14 protein-coding genes are annotated in these 15221 nt (G+C 72.2%); 8 read left to right on the top strand and 6 right to left on the bottom strand.

Going from position 1 to position 15221, the window contains the following annotated elements; genetic code table 11:
• Positions 1-3 precede the first annotated feature (3 nt).
• A complete protein-coding gene (locus Ato02nite_RS33860; RefSeq protein ID WP_246607763.1) occupies positions 4-774 on the bottom strand; it encodes a phosphotransferase family protein in 771 nt (256 codons plus the stop codon).
• A 52-nt stretch (positions 775-826) separates the two neighbouring features.
• On the opposite strand from Ato02nite_RS33860, the gene Ato02nite_RS33855 reads away from it, so the two are divergent.
• Genes Ato02nite_RS33855 through Ato02nite_RS33845 form a run of 3 tightly spaced genes read left to right on the top strand, consistent with a single transcriptional unit; the run spans position 827 to position 2910 of the window.
• A complete protein-coding gene (locus Ato02nite_RS33855; RefSeq protein ID WP_213010741.1) occupies positions 827-1399 on the top strand; it encodes a peptidase inhibitor family I36 protein in 573 nt (190 codons plus the stop codon).
• Between the two features lie 54 nt (positions 1400-1453).
• Complete coding sequence (locus tag Ato02nite_RS33850) at positions 1454-2323, top strand: class I SAM-dependent methyltransferase (protein ID WP_213010740.1); 870 nt, start codon at positions 1454-1456, stop codon at positions 2321-2323.
• Entirely contained in the window at positions 2323-2910 is a 588-nt protein-coding gene (locus Ato02nite_RS33845; RefSeq protein WP_213010739.1) for a TetR/AcrR family transcriptional regulator, read from the top strand. The genes Ato02nite_RS33850 and Ato02nite_RS33845 overlap by 1 nt, the downstream gene beginning before the upstream one ends.
• Here Ato02nite_RS33845 and Ato02nite_RS33840 read toward each other — a convergent pair.
• Positions 2876-4900, bottom strand: coding sequence for an ATP-binding response regulator (locus Ato02nite_RS33840; RefSeq protein WP_213010738.1), 2025 nt, complete (start codon positions 4898-4900; stop codon positions 2876-2878). The two genes, Ato02nite_RS33845 and Ato02nite_RS33840, sit on opposite strands and share 35 nt — an antisense overlap.
• A 75-nt stretch (positions 4901-4975) precedes the next feature.
• Here Ato02nite_RS33840 and Ato02nite_RS33835 point away from each other — a divergent pair, with 75 nt between their 5' ends.
• The gene (locus Ato02nite_RS33835; RefSeq protein WP_213010737.1) at positions 4976-8755 is read left to right on the top strand and encodes a PAS domain S-box protein; all 3780 of its coding nucleotides are present in this window, start codon (positions 4976-4978) and stop codon (positions 8753-8755) included.
• Here the strand turns inward: Ato02nite_RS33835 and Ato02nite_RS33830 are convergent.
• Both Ato02nite_RS33830 and Ato02nite_RS33825 read right to left on the bottom strand, forming a co-directional pair.
• Complete coding sequence (locus tag Ato02nite_RS33830) at positions 8742-9947, bottom strand: sulfite oxidase (RefSeq protein WP_213010736.1); 1206 nt, start codon at positions 9945-9947, stop codon at positions 8742-8744. The two genes, Ato02nite_RS33835 and Ato02nite_RS33830, sit on opposite strands and share 14 nt — an antisense overlap.
• A gap of 38 nt (positions 9948-9985) precedes the next feature.
• Positions 9986-10195, bottom strand: a complete 210-nt coding sequence (locus Ato02nite_RS33825) for a hypothetical protein (protein WP_213010735.1) — start codon at positions 10193-10195, stop codon at positions 9986-9988.
• Between the two features lie 164 nt (positions 10196-10359).
• Here Ato02nite_RS33825 and Ato02nite_RS33820 point away from each other — a divergent pair, with 164 nt between their 5' ends.
• Positions 10360-11205, top strand: coding sequence for a tetratricopeptide repeat protein (locus tag Ato02nite_RS33820; protein WP_213010734.1), 846 nt, complete (start codon positions 10360-10362; stop codon positions 11203-11205).
• Here the strand turns inward: Ato02nite_RS33820 and Ato02nite_RS33815 are convergent.
• On the bottom strand, positions 11180-11587 hold the full coding sequence (locus tag Ato02nite_RS33815; protein ID WP_213010780.1) for a MarR family winged helix-turn-helix transcriptional regulator: 408 nt from the start codon (positions 11585-11587) through the stop codon (positions 11180-11182). The two genes, Ato02nite_RS33820 and Ato02nite_RS33815, sit on opposite strands and share 26 nt — an antisense overlap.
• Before the next feature lie 87 nt (positions 11588-11674).
• Between Ato02nite_RS33815 and Ato02nite_RS33810 the strand changes: the two genes are divergently transcribed.
• Together Ato02nite_RS33810 and Ato02nite_RS33805 are read left to right on the top strand one after the other, a co-directional pair.
• Positions 11675-13441 carry an ABC transporter ATP-binding protein gene (locus Ato02nite_RS33810; RefSeq protein WP_213010733.1) on the top strand — a complete coding sequence of 589 codons (1767 nt, stop codon included), beginning with the start codon at positions 11675-11677 and terminating at the stop codon, positions 13439-13441.
• A gap of 74 nt (positions 13442-13515) precedes the next feature.
• A complete protein-coding gene (locus tag Ato02nite_RS33805) occupies positions 13516-14154 on the top strand; it encodes a hypothetical protein (RefSeq protein ID WP_213010732.1) in 639 nt (212 codons plus the stop codon).
• Position 14155: 1 nt separating this feature from the next.
• Here Ato02nite_RS33805 and Ato02nite_RS33800 read toward each other — a convergent pair whose 3' ends face one another.
• Entirely contained in the window at positions 14156-14494 is a 339-nt protein-coding gene (locus Ato02nite_RS33800) for a VOC family protein (RefSeq protein ID WP_213010731.1), read from the bottom strand.
• A 21-nt stretch (positions 14495-14515) separates the two neighbouring features.
• Between Ato02nite_RS33800 and Ato02nite_RS33795 the strand changes: the two genes are divergently transcribed.
• Positions 14516-15139 (top strand): nitroreductase family protein, encoded by a 624-nt coding sequence (locus Ato02nite_RS33795; RefSeq protein ID WP_213010730.1) that lies wholly within the window; start codon positions 14516-14518, stop codon positions 15137-15139.
• The last annotated feature ends 82 nt before the right edge of the window (positions 15140-15221 follow it).

Genomic DNA, 15221 nt, shown 5'->3' with positions numbered 1-15221 from the left:
AGGTCAACCGTTTTTCCGCAGCACGTCGACCTCGCAGCCGGGTGCGGACGGGTCGAAGCCGTGCTCGGCCAGCCAGCGGATGGCCAGCAGGCTGCGCAGCGACCACCACGCGCGGATCAGATCCCGGTCGGCCGCGGTGCCGTAGCCGGCGAGGACGTCGTCCAGGTGCTCCTCGTGGCCGAGGGTCAGGGTGGCGAGGTCGAACAGGGCGTCACCGCGGGCGGCCTCGGACCAGTCGAGCACGCCGGTGATCTCGTCGCCGTCGGTGAACACGTGGGTGATCTGCAGGTCGCCGTGGATGAACACGGGTGTCCACGGCCGGAGCGCGGTCTCGGCCAGCTCGCGGTTACGGGTGATCAGGCCGGCCGGCAGGACGTCGTTGGTGGTGAGCCACGCGCACTCGGCGTCGAGTTCGGCGGCGAGATCCTCGGGGCTGCGGCCGGGCCAGGGCGGCAGCGGCGTGTCGTGCAGCCGGCGGACGGCGGCACCCGCGGCGACCCAGGCCGCCGGGGACGCGGGGGACGGCTCGCCGAGCCGGCCGAGGGCGGTGCCGGGGAGGGCGGCGAGCGCGAGCACCGGCGGTTTCCGCCAGAGAACCCGCGGGGTGGGGATCGGGGCCAGCGCCATCGCGGCGACCTCGACGTCGGTGCGCGCCTGGTCGCCGTCGATCTTGAGGAACACGTCCCCGACGCGCAGCGTGGCGCACAGCTGGTGGGCGACGACGACCTGGACCTCGGCCACGCCCGCCTGGACCGAGGGGGGCAGCGTCCACAACGGATCTCCCCTACGATCGGCGCGTCCTACTTGATCTTCACGGGGAGACATCATGAACCGTACCCTCCGGATACTCGCCGCGGCCGCGGCCTTCACGCTTGCCTTCGGGATCGGAACGCCCCTCGCCCAGGCGGCACCCCTCGAGGCCGCCCGTCCCACGCAACTCAACCAGGCGAGCGCGGCCGTCGGCGAGCAGTGGCTGCAGCTGCTGCCCTCCGGTGAGCTCGTGACCATGGAGAAGGTGGACCAGGCCGTCAGCAGGTCGGTCACCGAGGTGCGAGTGGCGGCCGCGTCCTGTCCCAGCCTGGACTACCTCTGCCTGTGGGAGGGGGACCTGCAGGACGGAACGCTGTGGGCCCTGAAGATGAACGACATCTACAGCCACACCGAGAACGGGGTGGCGCACTGCTGGAACCTGGCCTCGGCCTACAACAACAAGACCAAGTCCTGGTACAACAGCAGCGACCGGATGGCCACGATCTACAACTGGGTCAACTGCAACGGCAATGAGAACTTCAAGGTCTACGCGCGACAGAACAGCGGCCACAGCGCGTACTGCCAGGGGATCAGTCCCGGCAACTGGTGCACGACGCTGTTCCCGACCAGCGTGCGGGCCAGCGCCTAGCCGAGGGTAGAGCCGGCCTGGAAAAATGGACGCTCGTTCATTATTGTCGGGCTTGTGCAGAACAAGGCGAGCCGCACCGCGCAGCAAGTGGCCCTGTTCCGGGCGCTGGAGACGGCGCGCGGGCACGACCGGGTGTTCGACGACCCGCTCGCGGTGCGGTTCCTCGGTGGGGGCTATCGGCTGCTCGCCCGGGCCGCGCGGGTGCGGCCGGTCGGGCTGCGGCTCTCGCGGTTCATCGACTCGCGCTGGCCGGGGCCGCGGCCCTCGGCGGTGGCGCGCACCCGGCTCATCGACGATCTGGTCGGCGAGGCTCTCGCCGGGGGAGCGCGGCAGGTGCTGCTGCTCGGGGCCGGTTACGACAGTCGCGCCTACCGGCTGCCCGGGATCGATCGGGTCGCCGTGTTCGAGGCCGACCATCCTGCCACCCAGGCGGTGAAGCGCCGGTTGATCCGGGGCGCGGTGCGACCCGAGCGGCGGCGGCACGTCCACTTCGTACCGGTGGATCTGCTGGTTGAAGATCTTGGCGAAGCCCTGCTGCGCAACGGTTTCGCGGCGCTGGAGCCGACCGTCGTGGTCTGGGAGGGCGTCACCAACTACCTGACCGCGCCGGCCGTCGACGCCACCCTGCGCCGGATCGCGGACCTGACCGCCACCGGCAGCCGGCTCATCCTCACCTACGTCGACCGGCGGGTGCTGGACGGCGCGATCGACGCCGGGCCGTGGCCGGAAGCGGTGCGGCGCCAGGGCGAGCCGTGGACGTTCGGCTTCGACCCGGCCCGCCTCGGTGGCTATCTTGCCGAGCGGGGCATGCGGCTGGCCCTCGACATGTCCACCCGGGAGGCCGCCGATCGCTATCTCGAGCCGCTCGGGCGGCACGAGGAGGCGGCCACCTTCTACCGGGTCGCGGCGGCGGAGATCCAGTAATGCCCAAGGTCAGCGACGAATACCTGGCCGCCCGCCGGCGGCAGATCCTGGACGCGGCGGCCGCCTGCTTCGCCCGGGACGGCTTCCACCGTACGTCCATGCAAGACATCGTCCGGGAGTCGGGGATCAGTGCCGGCCTGGTCTACCGCTACTTCGCGGGCAAGGACGACGTGATCGCCGCGATCGTCGCCGAGTGGCACGACCAGCGGCAGGTGTTCGCCACCGGCCCGGCCGACCAGCGGGTCGCCGCCTACCTGGACTACCTGCGGTCGGTGGGCGCGCCGGAGTCGGCCGAGCGGTTGCGGCTCAGCGTGCAGATCTGGGCCGAGGCGGTGCGCAACCCGCGGGTGCGGGAGCTGTCCCGGCGCAACGTCGATGGTCCGCGTGCGGCGGTGGCGGCCCTGATCGAGCAGCTGGCGCCGGGTTTCGACCCGGACGCGCTGGCCCGCATCCTGATCGCGCTCTACCAGGGCCTGCTGGTGCAGACCGTGTGGGACGAGACGGTCGACAACGAGGCGTACGTCGGCACCGTCGCGGCGATGCTCGCCGTGCTCATCCCGCCAGCGCCGCCTTCAGTGCCCCGATGAGCTCGGCGCTGCTGAACGGCTTGGCCAGGATCGTCCGCCCCGGTTCGAGGGAGCGGCCGTTCTCGTCGATGAGCGCCTCGGCGTACCCGGAAATGAAGATGACCTTGGTGTCGGGGCGGTCGGTGAGGAAACGGTGGGCCAGCTGGCGGCCGTCCATGCCGGGCATCACCACATCGGTGACCAGGCAGTGGATCGGGTCGTGGTGCCGCGCGGCCACGATCAGGGCTTCGGCGCCGCTCCCGGCGGTCAGCACCCGGTAACCGGCCTTCGCGATGAACCGGGCGGTCACCTCGCGCAGGTCCTTCTCGTCGTCGACCAGCAGGACGGTCAGGTCGCCGTTGGCCGGCTGCGGGATCGCCGGGGTGACCGGTGCGGCGGTCTCCCGCGCGCGGACCGGCGCGTTCTCGGCGGCCGGGAGCCGGATCAGCACCGTGGTGCCGCGGCCCACCTCGGAGTCCAGGGTCAGGTCGCCGCCGGCCTGGCTGACCACGCCGTGGGCGGTGGCCAGGCCGAGGCCGGCGGTGCGGCTGCCGGCCTTGGTGGAGAAGAACGGCTCGAACGCGCGGGCCAGCACGTCGGGCGGCATGCCGCGGCCGTCGTCGGCCACCGTGATGGTGGCCTGGCCGTGGGCCGAGCGGCCGCTGGTGACGGTGATGGTGCCGCCGTCCGGCATGGCGTCGCGGGCGTTGTGCACCAGGATGTTCAGCAGCCGGTCGAGCAGTTTCGGATCGATCCGCACCGGCGGGACGTCGCCCGGGCGCAGGTCCAGTTTGATGCCGGCGCCGGCCGCCTCGGCCAGGCCGCCGGCCGCGTTGGCCAGAAACGCGTCCAGGTCGACCAGTTCCGGCTGGCTGATCTCCCGGCGGCCGAACGCCAGGAGCTGCTCGGTGAGCTTGGTGGCCCGCTCGCCGCCCTTGGTGACCTGGCTCAGGTCGTCCAGCAGGGCCTCGCCGGTGGTGCGGGCCAGCCGGCCGGCCTCGATCTCGTCGGTGATCTGCTCGATGGCCAGGGTCAGGAAGCCGAGCATCGCGCCGAGCAGGTTGTTGAAGTCGTGAGCCATGCCGCCGGCCATCCGGCGCAGGCTGTCCAGGCGTTCGGCGTCGCGGCGGCGCGCCTCGGCCTGCCGCTGGCGCACCTCCCAGCCGGCCCGCTCCTCGGCCGCGACCACGTCGGTGATGTCGTCGACCATCACCACGGCACCGGACAGCTCGGCCTCGGCGTCCCGGACGGGCCGCAGGTGTACGCGCAGCCAGCGCGCCTCCCCGTCGGGGCGGACGATCCGGGCGCGGTAGCGGTGCTCGACCGCCTCGGCGGCACCGGCGTGCACCACGGCCAGGGCCTCGTCGTGGGTCTCCGGGTCGAGCAGGTTCAGCCAGCCGCGCCCGAGCAGCCGGTCGGCCTGGTCGCCGGCGATCGCGGAGAGGCGCGGGTTGACGTAGGTGGCGTCCCCGTCGGCGTCCAGCAGCACGATGCCCACCGGGGAGGACGCGGCCATCGCCTCGAAGCGGCGTTCGGTGTGCCGCAGCGCCCGGACCTTCTCCACCAGCTTCGCGTTGATGGCGCGCGCGTGCACGGCGGCGAACTCGTCGGCCGGCCGTGGGGTGATCTCGACCGGGCCGTTGCGCAGGGCCACCTCGACCGCGTCGAGCAGCTCGCGCGGGTCGGCGCTGCGCAGCACCACCTGGGAGACGCCGCACGCCTCGGCGATCGGCCGGGTCTCCGGTTCGAGGTAGTTGGCCGTGTAGAAGATCACCGGGACGTGCGCGGCCTGCTCGTCGGGCGCGTTGCGCAGGCGGTGCACCATCTCCAGGCCGTCGATGCCGGGCATCAGCACGTCCGAGACGACCACGTCGGGGTGCCGGCTCTGGGCGAGGGCGAGGGCGTCGGCGCCGTCGCACGCCTCGATGACCTCGTGGCCGCGGTAGCCGAGCAGCATGGCCATCAGTTCCCGGTTCGCCGCCACATCGTCCACGACAAGCACGGTCGCCACCGCATCCCCTCCCGAAGATCGCTCTCCTGGGAAGTTACCGTCGCAAACACCGTCCGAAGGTGATATTCCGGATATATGTCTCTCGTTCCGGGCGCCGCCGACCGGCCGGCCTCCCGGCTCGGAACGATCTTCTCGCAGTCGATGGGTGCCCTCACCGGGGTGTTCGGTGCCGGGCTGCTGATCTTCGCGGCCCTGAAGCAGGAGAGCGGGCCGGGTGCCGCCGCGCTCTGCCTGCTGCTGCTCGGCGCGGGCGCGATCGGCCACGCCCGGTTCACCGGGCCGCGCCGCCGCAAAGCCACCGCGCTGCCGCTGCTGGCCGCCGCGGTCGCCATCGGGTCGGCGCTGGCCGGGACAGCACCGGGAACGCAGGCCGGACTGGACCTCTCGCCCACCGCGGTCGCCGCGTTCCTGCTGCTCGCGGCGGCCCAGGTCGAGCTGCTCGGCAGTGACCGGCCGCGCGCGGTCGCCACCGGGCAGGGCGCCGCGATCTGCGCCGGCGTGATCGGCGTACTCACCGTCTACAGCGTGCTGCTGCAGGCGCCCGCCCTGCCCGGCTACCGCAGCCTGCCGCTCGGCACCGCGATCGCGGTGATCGCGGCGGCGGCCGCGCTGCTGCCCGCCCCGGCCGGCACCGGCCTGGTCTGGGTGCTCGGCGACCGCACGGTCAGCGCCATGATGACCCGGCGCATGCTGGCCGCCGCGATGATCGCGCTGCCGGTGGCCGGCTGGCTGGTGGACGCGGGCGAGCGGGGTGCCGTCCTGGTCGCCGTGAACGTGGCCCTGGTCGTGATCGTCAGCCTGGTGACCGGTTCCCGCGCGGCCCGGATGGAGGCGGCCGACAGCGCCGCCCGGGTCGAGCTGGGCCGGCACGCCCAGCTCGAGACGATCATGCGGCACACCCCGACCGCGTTCTTCATCAAGGGCCTCGACGGCCGCTACCGGATGGCCAGTGCCGCCTTCGAGCAGATGTACGGCATCGCGCCGGGCACCGCCGCCGGCCGGCTGGACCGGGAGATCCACACCGAGGAGAAGATGGCCGAGATCGAGCGCCGGGACCGGCTCGTGGTGGGCTCCGAGGAACCGCTGGTGTTCGAGGTCGAGAGCGGCAGCCGCACGTTCGTGACCACCGTCTTCGCGCTTCGGGACGACCGCGGTGAGGCGTACGCCGTCTGCGGGGTGACCACCGAGATCACCCAGTTGCGGATCGCCGAGGGTAAGTTCAAGGCCCTGCTCGACGCCTCGCCGGAGGCGATGATCTGCGTGGACTCCGACGGCGTCATCATGCTCGCGAACGCGCGCGCCGTGCAGGTCTTCCGCTACCGCCGGGAGCAGCTGATCGGGATGCCGGTCGAGACGCTGATCCCCGCGACGCAACGGGACCGGCACCGGCAGATGCGCCGCGACTACCTGGCCGCGCCGGTCCCGCGCAAGATGGGCGAAGGGCTGCGGCTGACCGCGCTGTGCGGCGACGGCACCGAATGCCCGGTCGAGATCAGCCTGGCCGCGCTGGACGGCGAGGGCGGCACGGTCGTGTTCGCCACCGTGCAGGACGTCACCGACCGGATCGCGCAGGCCCAGTCGGACGCGCAGCTGGCCGGCATCGTGGCCGCCTCCAGCGACGCCATCGTCTCCAAGACCCTGGACGGCACCATCCTCACCTGGAACCCGGGCGCGGCCCGCCTCTACGGTTACACCGCGCAGGAGATGATCGGCCGGGACGTCACGGTCATCCTGCCGGCCGACCGGCCCGACGAGGAACGCCGGCTGCTCGCCCGAGTGCGATCCGGGGAACTGATCAAACACCACGAGACCCGGCGGGTACGCCAGGACGGCACCACCATCTACGTGTCGCTGAGCATGGCGCCGATCCGCGACCCGAGCGGGACGATCGTGGGCGCCTCCACCATCTCGCACGACATCACCGCCGAGGTGGAGGCCGAGCAGCGCCTGCGGTTCGAGCGCGAGCAGTTCCAGATGATCATGACGGCGGCCAGCGACCCGTTCATCAGCATGGACTACCGCGGCCTGATCACCGAGTGGAACCGGCAGTCCGAGCAGGTCTTCGGCTGGACCCGGGCCCAGGTGCTGGGCCGGCACGTGGTGGACACGATCCTGCCCCGGCGTTACGGCGCCGCCCTCGGCCGGGTCCTCGAAGGACGCTGGGACTGGCTGCTCGACCGGCCCACCGAGATGGCCGCCGTCCGCGCCGACGGCACCCACCTGCCGATCGAGCTGACCATGTGGCGGGTCCGCCGCGACGACCGTTCCACGTTCCACGCGTTCGCCCGCGACATCACCGCCCGCCGGCAGACCGAGCAGGCCCTCGCCCAGGCCCGCGACCAGGCTGTCGAGACCGCCCGGCTGAAGTCGCAGTTCCTGGCGTCGATGAGCCACGAGATCCGCACCCCGATGAACGGCGTGATCGGGCTGTCCGGCCTGCTGCTCAACACCGAGCTGGGCGACACCCAGCGCCGCTACGCGCAGGGCATCAACAACGCCGGGGTGGCCCTGCTGTCGGTGATCAACGACGTGCTCGACTTCTCCAAGCTGGAGGCCGGCAAGGTCGTGCTGGAACGGGCCGACTTCGAGATCGGGCGGCTGCTCGACGAGGTGGTCGGCCTGGTCGCCGACGTCTCCGGCGCCACCTCCCTGGTCGTCACGTCGCACTGCCACCCGGACCTGGCCGCCCCGGTCAGCGGTGACCCCGGCAAGCTGCGGCAGGTGCTGCTCAACCTGGCCGGCAACGCGGTGAAGTTCACCGCGCGCGGCCGGGTCTCGCTCACCGCCACCCCGGCCACCGGCGACTTCCCGGCCGGCCGGGTCCCGGTGCGGTTCGAGGTGTCCGACACCGGCATCGGCATCGACGCCGACCAGCAGGCCGGGCTGTTCGAGCCGTTCATCCAGGCCGACGCGAGCACCACCCGGCGCTTCGGCGGCACCGGCCTCGGCCTGGCCATCAGCCGCGAGCTCGTCGGCGTGCTCGGCGGCGACATCGGCCTGACCAGCGAGGCCGGCAAGGGCAGCACGTTCTGGTTCACCGTGCCGCTGTGGCCGGCCGTGAACCCCGCCGAACTGCTCTCCCGCCCGGACGAGGACGCCGCGGTGCAGCCGTCGCCGGGCGGCGGGCACGTGCTGCTGGTCGAGGACAACGACATCAACCAGACCGTCGCCCTCGGTATCCTGGCCAACCTGGGCTGGACCGCCGACGTGGCCGGCAACGGCCGGGAGGCGGTCGAGATGGCGGCCCGGCGGGACTACCAGGCCATCCTGATGGACTGCCTGATGCCGGAGATGGACGGCTACGAGGCGACGGTCGCGATCCGCCGGGCCGAGGGGGAGGGGCGGCACGTGCCGATCATCGCGATGACCGCGGGCGCCCTGCCGGAGGACCGGGAACGCTGCCTCACGGCCGGGATGGACGACCACATCGCCAAGCCGCTGATGCCGGCCGGGGTCGCGAAGGCCCTGGAACGGTGGGCCCGCAAGGGCGTACGGGAGCAGATCCAGGAACGCCTCGACCTGCTCCGCGGAGCCGGGGCGGCGCTCGGCCCGGCCGAACTGGGCGGGTTGCTGAGCAAGCTCAGCGCGCACGCACCCGGCCACGTCGAGGAGATCGTCCAGGCGGTCGCGATGGACGACGCGGACCGGCTGCGCGAGGAGGCCCACCAGCTCAAGGGGGTGGCCGCCAACCTGGGCGCGCGCGACCTGGCCGACGTGTGCGACCGCTTGGAACAGGCCGCCCGCGCCGGCGACCTGGACGCGGCCGTCGAGCCGCTCGCCGATCTGCGCCCCCGCACCCGGGAGATGCTGTCCGCGATCGACGCGATCCTCGGCGGCCTGGTCAGCCCGCGCTGACCGGGACCCGCACCACCGCGTCGAACAGGTAGCCGAGGGCGTTGTGCCGGGCCACGTCGGGCTGGGTGTTCCCGCGCACGTCGGTGGCCCGGGCGAGCAGCTCGTGCGGGCCGGCCGCCGGCGTCCAGTCGAGCTCCCAGCGCTGCCACGCGCCGCCGGCCGGGCCGAACGGCCGGGCCCGGTGCCAGTGCGCGCCGCCGTCGGTGCTCACCTCGACCCGGCGGATCGAGCCGTTCGCCGACCAGGACCGGCCGCGCAGCGTCGTGCGCACCCCGGCCGGGAACGTGGCGCCCGGGTCCAGCTCGAACGCGCTCTTGACGACCTGCCGGTCGAACGGCTGCCCGTCGACCGGGTAGCCCTCGCCGAACAGCCGGTAGAACTGGGTGTTCCACGGGGAGAAGAGCGGCTCGGCGGACACCTCGATGCGGCCCACCCACTTGATCGACGAGATGCCGATCCAGTGCGGCACCACCACGCGCACCGGGTGGCCGTGGTCGGCCGGCAGCGGCTCGCCGTTCATCTCGTAGGCCAGCAGCACGTCGTCCAGGGCCTTGCCGATCGGCATCGGGCGGCGCACCGGGCCGAGGTCGACGCCGCCGGTGACGTAGTGCGGGTCCAGGCCTTCGGGCTGCACGTCCACGGCGTGCCGGCTCAGACCGGCCCGGCGCAGGACGTGCCCGAGGCGTACGCCCCGCCAGCGGGCCACCCCCACCGCGCCGAGCCCCCACGCCGTACCGGAAACGGTCTGGCCCTGCTGTTTGGTGTAGTAACTGCGGCCGTTGCCGGCGCACTCGACCGCGACCGAGTGGGTCTCGGCCGGGAACCGCTTGAGGTCGGCGAGGCTGAGAGTGACCGGCCCGCCGCGCAGCCCGGCGCCGAAGATCTCGAGCCGCCACGCCGCGGCGTCGATGACCGGCGTGCTGGTGTGGTTGCGCACGAAGAACCGGTCGATCGGCACGTGGAAGCCCTGGTCACGCATCGCCGACCAGCGCATCTCGGCATTGGTGCCGAAGACGGTGAACAGCTCGGGCGGCAGCGGCTTGAGGATGGGGCCGGCCGCCGCGACGTCGGGCAGCACCGCGACCCCGCCGACCGCGGCGCTGAGCTTCAGGAAGTCCCGCCGGGAGAACCCGCGGGCCACACCGGCCGTCCATTGCCGCAAGCGCCGCTCGTCGTACCCCATCTCATCCATGACCGTGACTCTATCGGGCCGATGGGAGATGGGGTAGATCAGACCGTCACGTCGAAGCGGGTCCGCCCGAGCACCTGGGCGTAGTCCTGCCGGCTCTCGACGACCGCGGCCTTGTCGGCGGCGATCACCCGCTGGTCGGCGCCGGCCACCACATCGGCGTCGAGCCGCCGGCGGTCGGTGGTCAGGTGGATCTGGGCGATGTGCGAAACCCAGCGGGTGTTCTCGATGCCCCCGGTTCGAATGGTCATCGTCGTCTCCTTCCGCTCCTGTGTTGCAACCTCATGCATCGGTTGCTCGCACCCGCCGGTTGAGAGTCGGCCCGGTGACCTGGACCACTTTCGCAACGAGCGACAACCGGAGCGCTCCCGGCACCCTTCGCAGGTCGGCGCGGCCGGGGCCGAACGTGTCGGGCGTGCATACCGAACTCCTCCTCGACCAGGCCGGCGCCCTGCTGACCAGCGGCCGCGCCGGCCAGGCCGCGACCCTGCTCGCCCCCGTCGTCGGGAAGCAGCCCGGCAACGTGGACGCCTGGCTGCTGCTGGCCCGCGCGCACCTCGAGCTCCGGCAGTCGGCCGAGGCCCTGGACGCCGCCCGGCACGCCCTCCAACTCGAGCCCAGCGGTGCCGAGGCGCTGTACTGGGTGAGCGCGGCCTACACGGCGTCCGGCCGGCACGACCTGGCGATCACCGCCGCGTCGGCCGGGTGCGGCGAGGACCCGGGCAACCCGCGGCTGATCGAGCGGCACGGCCGGGCGCTGCTCGCGGCCGGGCGGGTCACCGAGGCCGAGCGGGTGATGGCGGCCGGGGCGGAGTTCGCCCACTACGACGCCGATCTTCAGGTCGCGCACGGAGTGGCGCTGTTCGCCGCCGGGCGGCCGCTGAGCGCGCGCGAGGCGCACGGCCGGGCGCTCACGCTCGAACCCGGCCACGCCCGGGCCGAGACCGAGCTGCGCCGCATCACCGCGGCCGAGCAGAGCATCGTCGACGCCGAGTCGCTGGTGCGGATCACCGATGATTTCGCCGAGTCGCTGCGGATCCCGCCCGGCGGCATCCGCCCGCACCCGGCCCCGGCCGGCGGGGTGCTGACCCATCTGGCCACCGTCGTCTTCGCGGTCTGCATCGTGGCGCTGCTGGTGCTGGGCATCCTCGACCGGGTGGGCGGGATGAACGTGCCGTCCGCGCTGACCCTGGCCCTGCTGTGCGCGGCCGGTTCGGCGGCGTGCGCGACGGCGATCAGCCGGATGAGAGCTTTCGCATAATCCTCGACAGGTCGGCGCGCTCCTTCTCGTCCAGAACCTCGAAGAACCGGTCGCCCTCGGTCAGCCGGGCGGCCTGGATCGCCGTGGCGGTCTCCCGGCCGGCCGGGGTCAGGGTCAGCAGCGTCGCCCGCCGGTCGTCCGGGTCGGGCAGCCGGGCGGCCAGGCCCAGCCGGGTCAGATCGTCGGCGACCTCGGTGGCGCTCCGCGGCGCGATCCGCAGATGATCGGCGAGGGTGCTCAGCCGCACGTCACCGTGCCGGGAGAGCACGCTCAGCGCGCGGGCGAGCGAGGGGGAGAGGTCCCACGGCTCCAGGGCGACCCGGGTGCGGTGCCGCAGCCGCCGGGCCACCGCCCAGAACGCCTCCGCGAGGCTGTCCTCGATCTCCACGAAGGAATACGGTAGCAGCAACTCCTGTTCTTACCTCAAGATGAGGTAACCTCAGTAATTACTGACGAACAGGAGACACACTTGGCTCGCCCATCCGGAAAGAAACCCACCGCCGCCGAGAAGGCGCAGGCACGCGAGGTTTCGCTGCGCCGCATCGGCTCCCTCTTCACCACGCACCGATGGTCGCTCGGCATCGTCGTACTGATCATCGTGCTCTCCTCCATCATCGCGATGGCCTCCCCGTTCCTGCTGCGCGCCGTGATCGACGACGCGCTGCCGCACGCCGACGTACGCCTGCTGGTCTGGCTGGTGATCGGCATGGTCGCCGTCGCCGCCGTGACCGCCGCGCTCGGCGTCGTCCAGACCTGGATCTCCACCGCCGTCGGCCAGAAGGTCATGCACCGGCTGCGCGTCGACGTCTTCACCCACCTCCAGCGGCAGTCGATCGGGTTCTTCACCCGCACCCGCACCGGCGAGGTGCAGTCGCGCATCACCAACGACATCGGCGGCATGGAGTCGGTGGTCACCTCGACCGCCACGTCGATCGCGTCGAACCTGACCACCGCGGTCGCCACCGTGGTCGCGATGGCCGCGCTGTCCTGGCAGCTCACCCTGGTCTCGGTGGTCGTGCTGCCACCCGCCATCCTCCTGTCCCGGCGGGTCGCCCAGATGCGCCGCGAGATCACCGCGCAGCGGCAGCGTGAGCTGGCCGACCTGAACGTGACGATCGAGGAGGGCCTGTCGATCAGCGGCGTCCAGCTGGCCAAGACCATGGGCACCGCCCCGGCGCTGATCGAGCGGTTCACCGGCTCGTCGACCCGGCTGATCGACCTCGAGCTGCGGTCCGAGCTGGCCGGGCGCTGGCGGATGGCGTCCATGTCGATCGTCTTCGCCGCCATCCCGGCCGTCATCTACCTGGCCGCCGGCCTGCCGTTCACCCGGGGCACGATGAGCATCGGCACCCTGGTCGCCTTCACCGCCCTGCAGAGCGGGCTGTTCCGCCCGCTGATGGGCCTGCTCAACGTCGGTGTCCAGCTGACCAGCTCGCTGGCGCTGTTCGCCCGCATCTTCGAATACCTCGATCTCACGGTCGACATCCAGGAGCCGGACCAGCCCGTCAAGATCGACGCCAAGGGCCACCTGCGCTTCGAGGACGTCACCTTCGCGTACCCCGGCAGTGAGGCCGCCGCGGTCGCCGGGGTGAGCCTCGACGTCCCGGCCGGCACCTCCTTGGCCCTGGTGGGCGAGACCGGCTCCGGCAAGAGCACCCTGGCCGCCCTGATCGCCCGCCTCTACGACCCCACCGCGGGCCGGATCACCATCGACGGTGTCGACCTGCGCGACCTCTCCCTGGCCGACCTGACGTCGATCGTGGGCGTGGTCAGCCAGGAGACCTACCTGCTGCACACCACCGTCCGGGAAAACCTGCGGTACGCCCGCCCGGACGCCACCGACGAGCAGATCGAGGCGGCCGCCCGGGCCGCGCAGATCCACGACCGGATCGCCGCCCTGCCGGACGGCTACGACACCCAGGTCGGCTCGCGCGGGCACCGGTTCTCCGGCGGCGAGAAGCAGCGCATCGCGATCGCCCGCACCCTGCTGCGCGACCCGCGCATCCTGGTGCTCGACGAGGCCACCAGCGCCCTCGACAACGAGACCGAGCGGGCCGTGCAGCGTGCCTTCGACGAGCTGGCGAGGGGCCGCACCACGGTGACGATCGCCCACCGGCTGTCCACCATCCGCGACGCCGACCAGATCGTCGTCGTCGACCACGGCCGGGTCCTGGAGGCCGGCACCCACGAGGCGCTGGTCGGCGCGGGCGGCCGATATGCGGCCCTGGCCGCCTGAAACCTCAACCCGGCCGGTCCGGCGACCGATACTCGCTGCGACCTCCTCTGCAGCGTGCGAAAGGACCAGCGACGGTGACGCAGCCCCAGCGTGAAATGCCGATCCGGGCCGACAAATGGCGGCCCACCGACCCGGTCCTGGAAGGCCTCATCCGCCGCTGCGCGTCGGACGCCGAGGCGGGCGCCTCCCGCGACGGCGTCCGCGAGTACATGGCCGGCGCGATGATCCTGGCGATCCTCTTCGTCGGGCTGCTGATCGCCGGCGTCGGCACCGGCGCCGCCATCATGATCCCGCTGCTGCTGTTCGGCGCGGGCGCCCTCTTCATGGTGCTGAACACCAGGCCGGCCCCGGTCGAGCGGCGCAAGGCGCTCGACCCGATCGGCGGTCCCGGCGGCCTGCCGGCCGGCTACCTGGTGCACCCGGGCGCCTGGGTGGCCGGTATGCGCGAGTACACCGCCGGCGTGCCGCAGTCGCAGCTGCGCGCGGCCGTCGAGCTGTGCCGCAGCTTCCCGGGCTCGGTGAACGACCTGCTGGCCTTCACCGGCTCGATCGCCGCGCAGCTGCCTCCGGCCAAGCACCCGCTGACCCCCGAGGACGTGGCGCACCGCAGCCGGGACATGGTCCACGTCGGCATGCCGATCATCCAGAGCTTCAACGAGAAGTACCCGAAGAAGGAGCTGGCCGCGGCCGGCAAGGGCAAGAAGAAGAAGTAGTTCAGGCCTCCACGCAGAACTCGTTGCCCTCGGGGTCCTGCATCACGACCAGGTCCCCGTGGGTGGCGAACACCGTGGCCCCCAGCCCTTCGAGCCGTTTCACCTCCTCCGGGACACCGCCCGGCGCGCGCAGGTCGAAGTGCATGCGCAGCTTGGCGGTTCGCGTTTCCGGAACACGCTGGAACCACAGGTTCGGACCGCCCCAGCCGGGCGCCTCCACGAACGCCTTGGCCGGCGTCGCGTTCTCGTCGAGCTCACCGCCGAGGGCGGCCGCCCAGAACCGCCCGACCACGAGCGCGTCGGCACAGTCGAACGTCACCGATTTCACGTAGCTGCCCATGCCGCCAATTATCGTGTGACCATGCCGGAACCGCTCACCGTGCAGGAAGCCCTGCACAGCACCCCCGCCCGCCGTTACCTGTCGCCCGAGCCGATCAGCGACGAGATCATCCGAGAGCTGCTGGACGCCGCCGTGCGCGGCCCCAGCGGCGGCAACTCCCAGGGCTGGGCCTGGATCGTGGTCCGCGACCCGGAGGTCAAGGCGAAGATCGCCGAGTACTACCTGGAGGGCTGGAACAAAGCCTACGGTTCCCGCCGCGAGCAGATCCTCGCCGACCCGGAGGGAATGAGCGCGGCCAGCTTCAACGCCGCCGACCACCTGGCCAACCACCTGGCCGAGGCCCCCGTCTGGATCTTCCCGGTCCTGCTCGGCGCCGCGAGATCGCAGAACCCCCGGCTCGGCTCGTCCATCTACGGCGCCGTCCAGCAACTGATGCTGGCGGCCCGGGCGCACGGCATCGGTTCCACCCTGACCACGCTCTACATGGGCCACGAGGCCGAGGTCCGCGAACTGCTGGGCCTGCCGTCCGACGCGCTGACGATGGCCCTGATCCCGCTGGGTTACCCGGCCAAGGGGCGGTGGTCCCAGCCGAAACGACGGCCGCTCGACGAGGTCGTCTTCTTCGAGAAATTCCAGACCCCTTAGCCGTACGGGCTGGGAGCGCTCCGCCCGGTATGGTCCCGGGCGGAGCGTAGGCATTCGCTCACAAAAGTTGGGCCCGGCTCTT

It is taken from the genome of Paractinoplanes toevensis, assembly GCF_018332695.1.
GTDB classification, from domain to species: Bacteria; Actinomycetota; Actinomycetes; order Mycobacteriales; family Micromonosporaceae; genus Actinoplanes; species Actinoplanes toevensis.
Note: the sequence above shows the minus strand (reverse complement) of the source record. Positions and strands in the feature narration are given on the sequence as shown.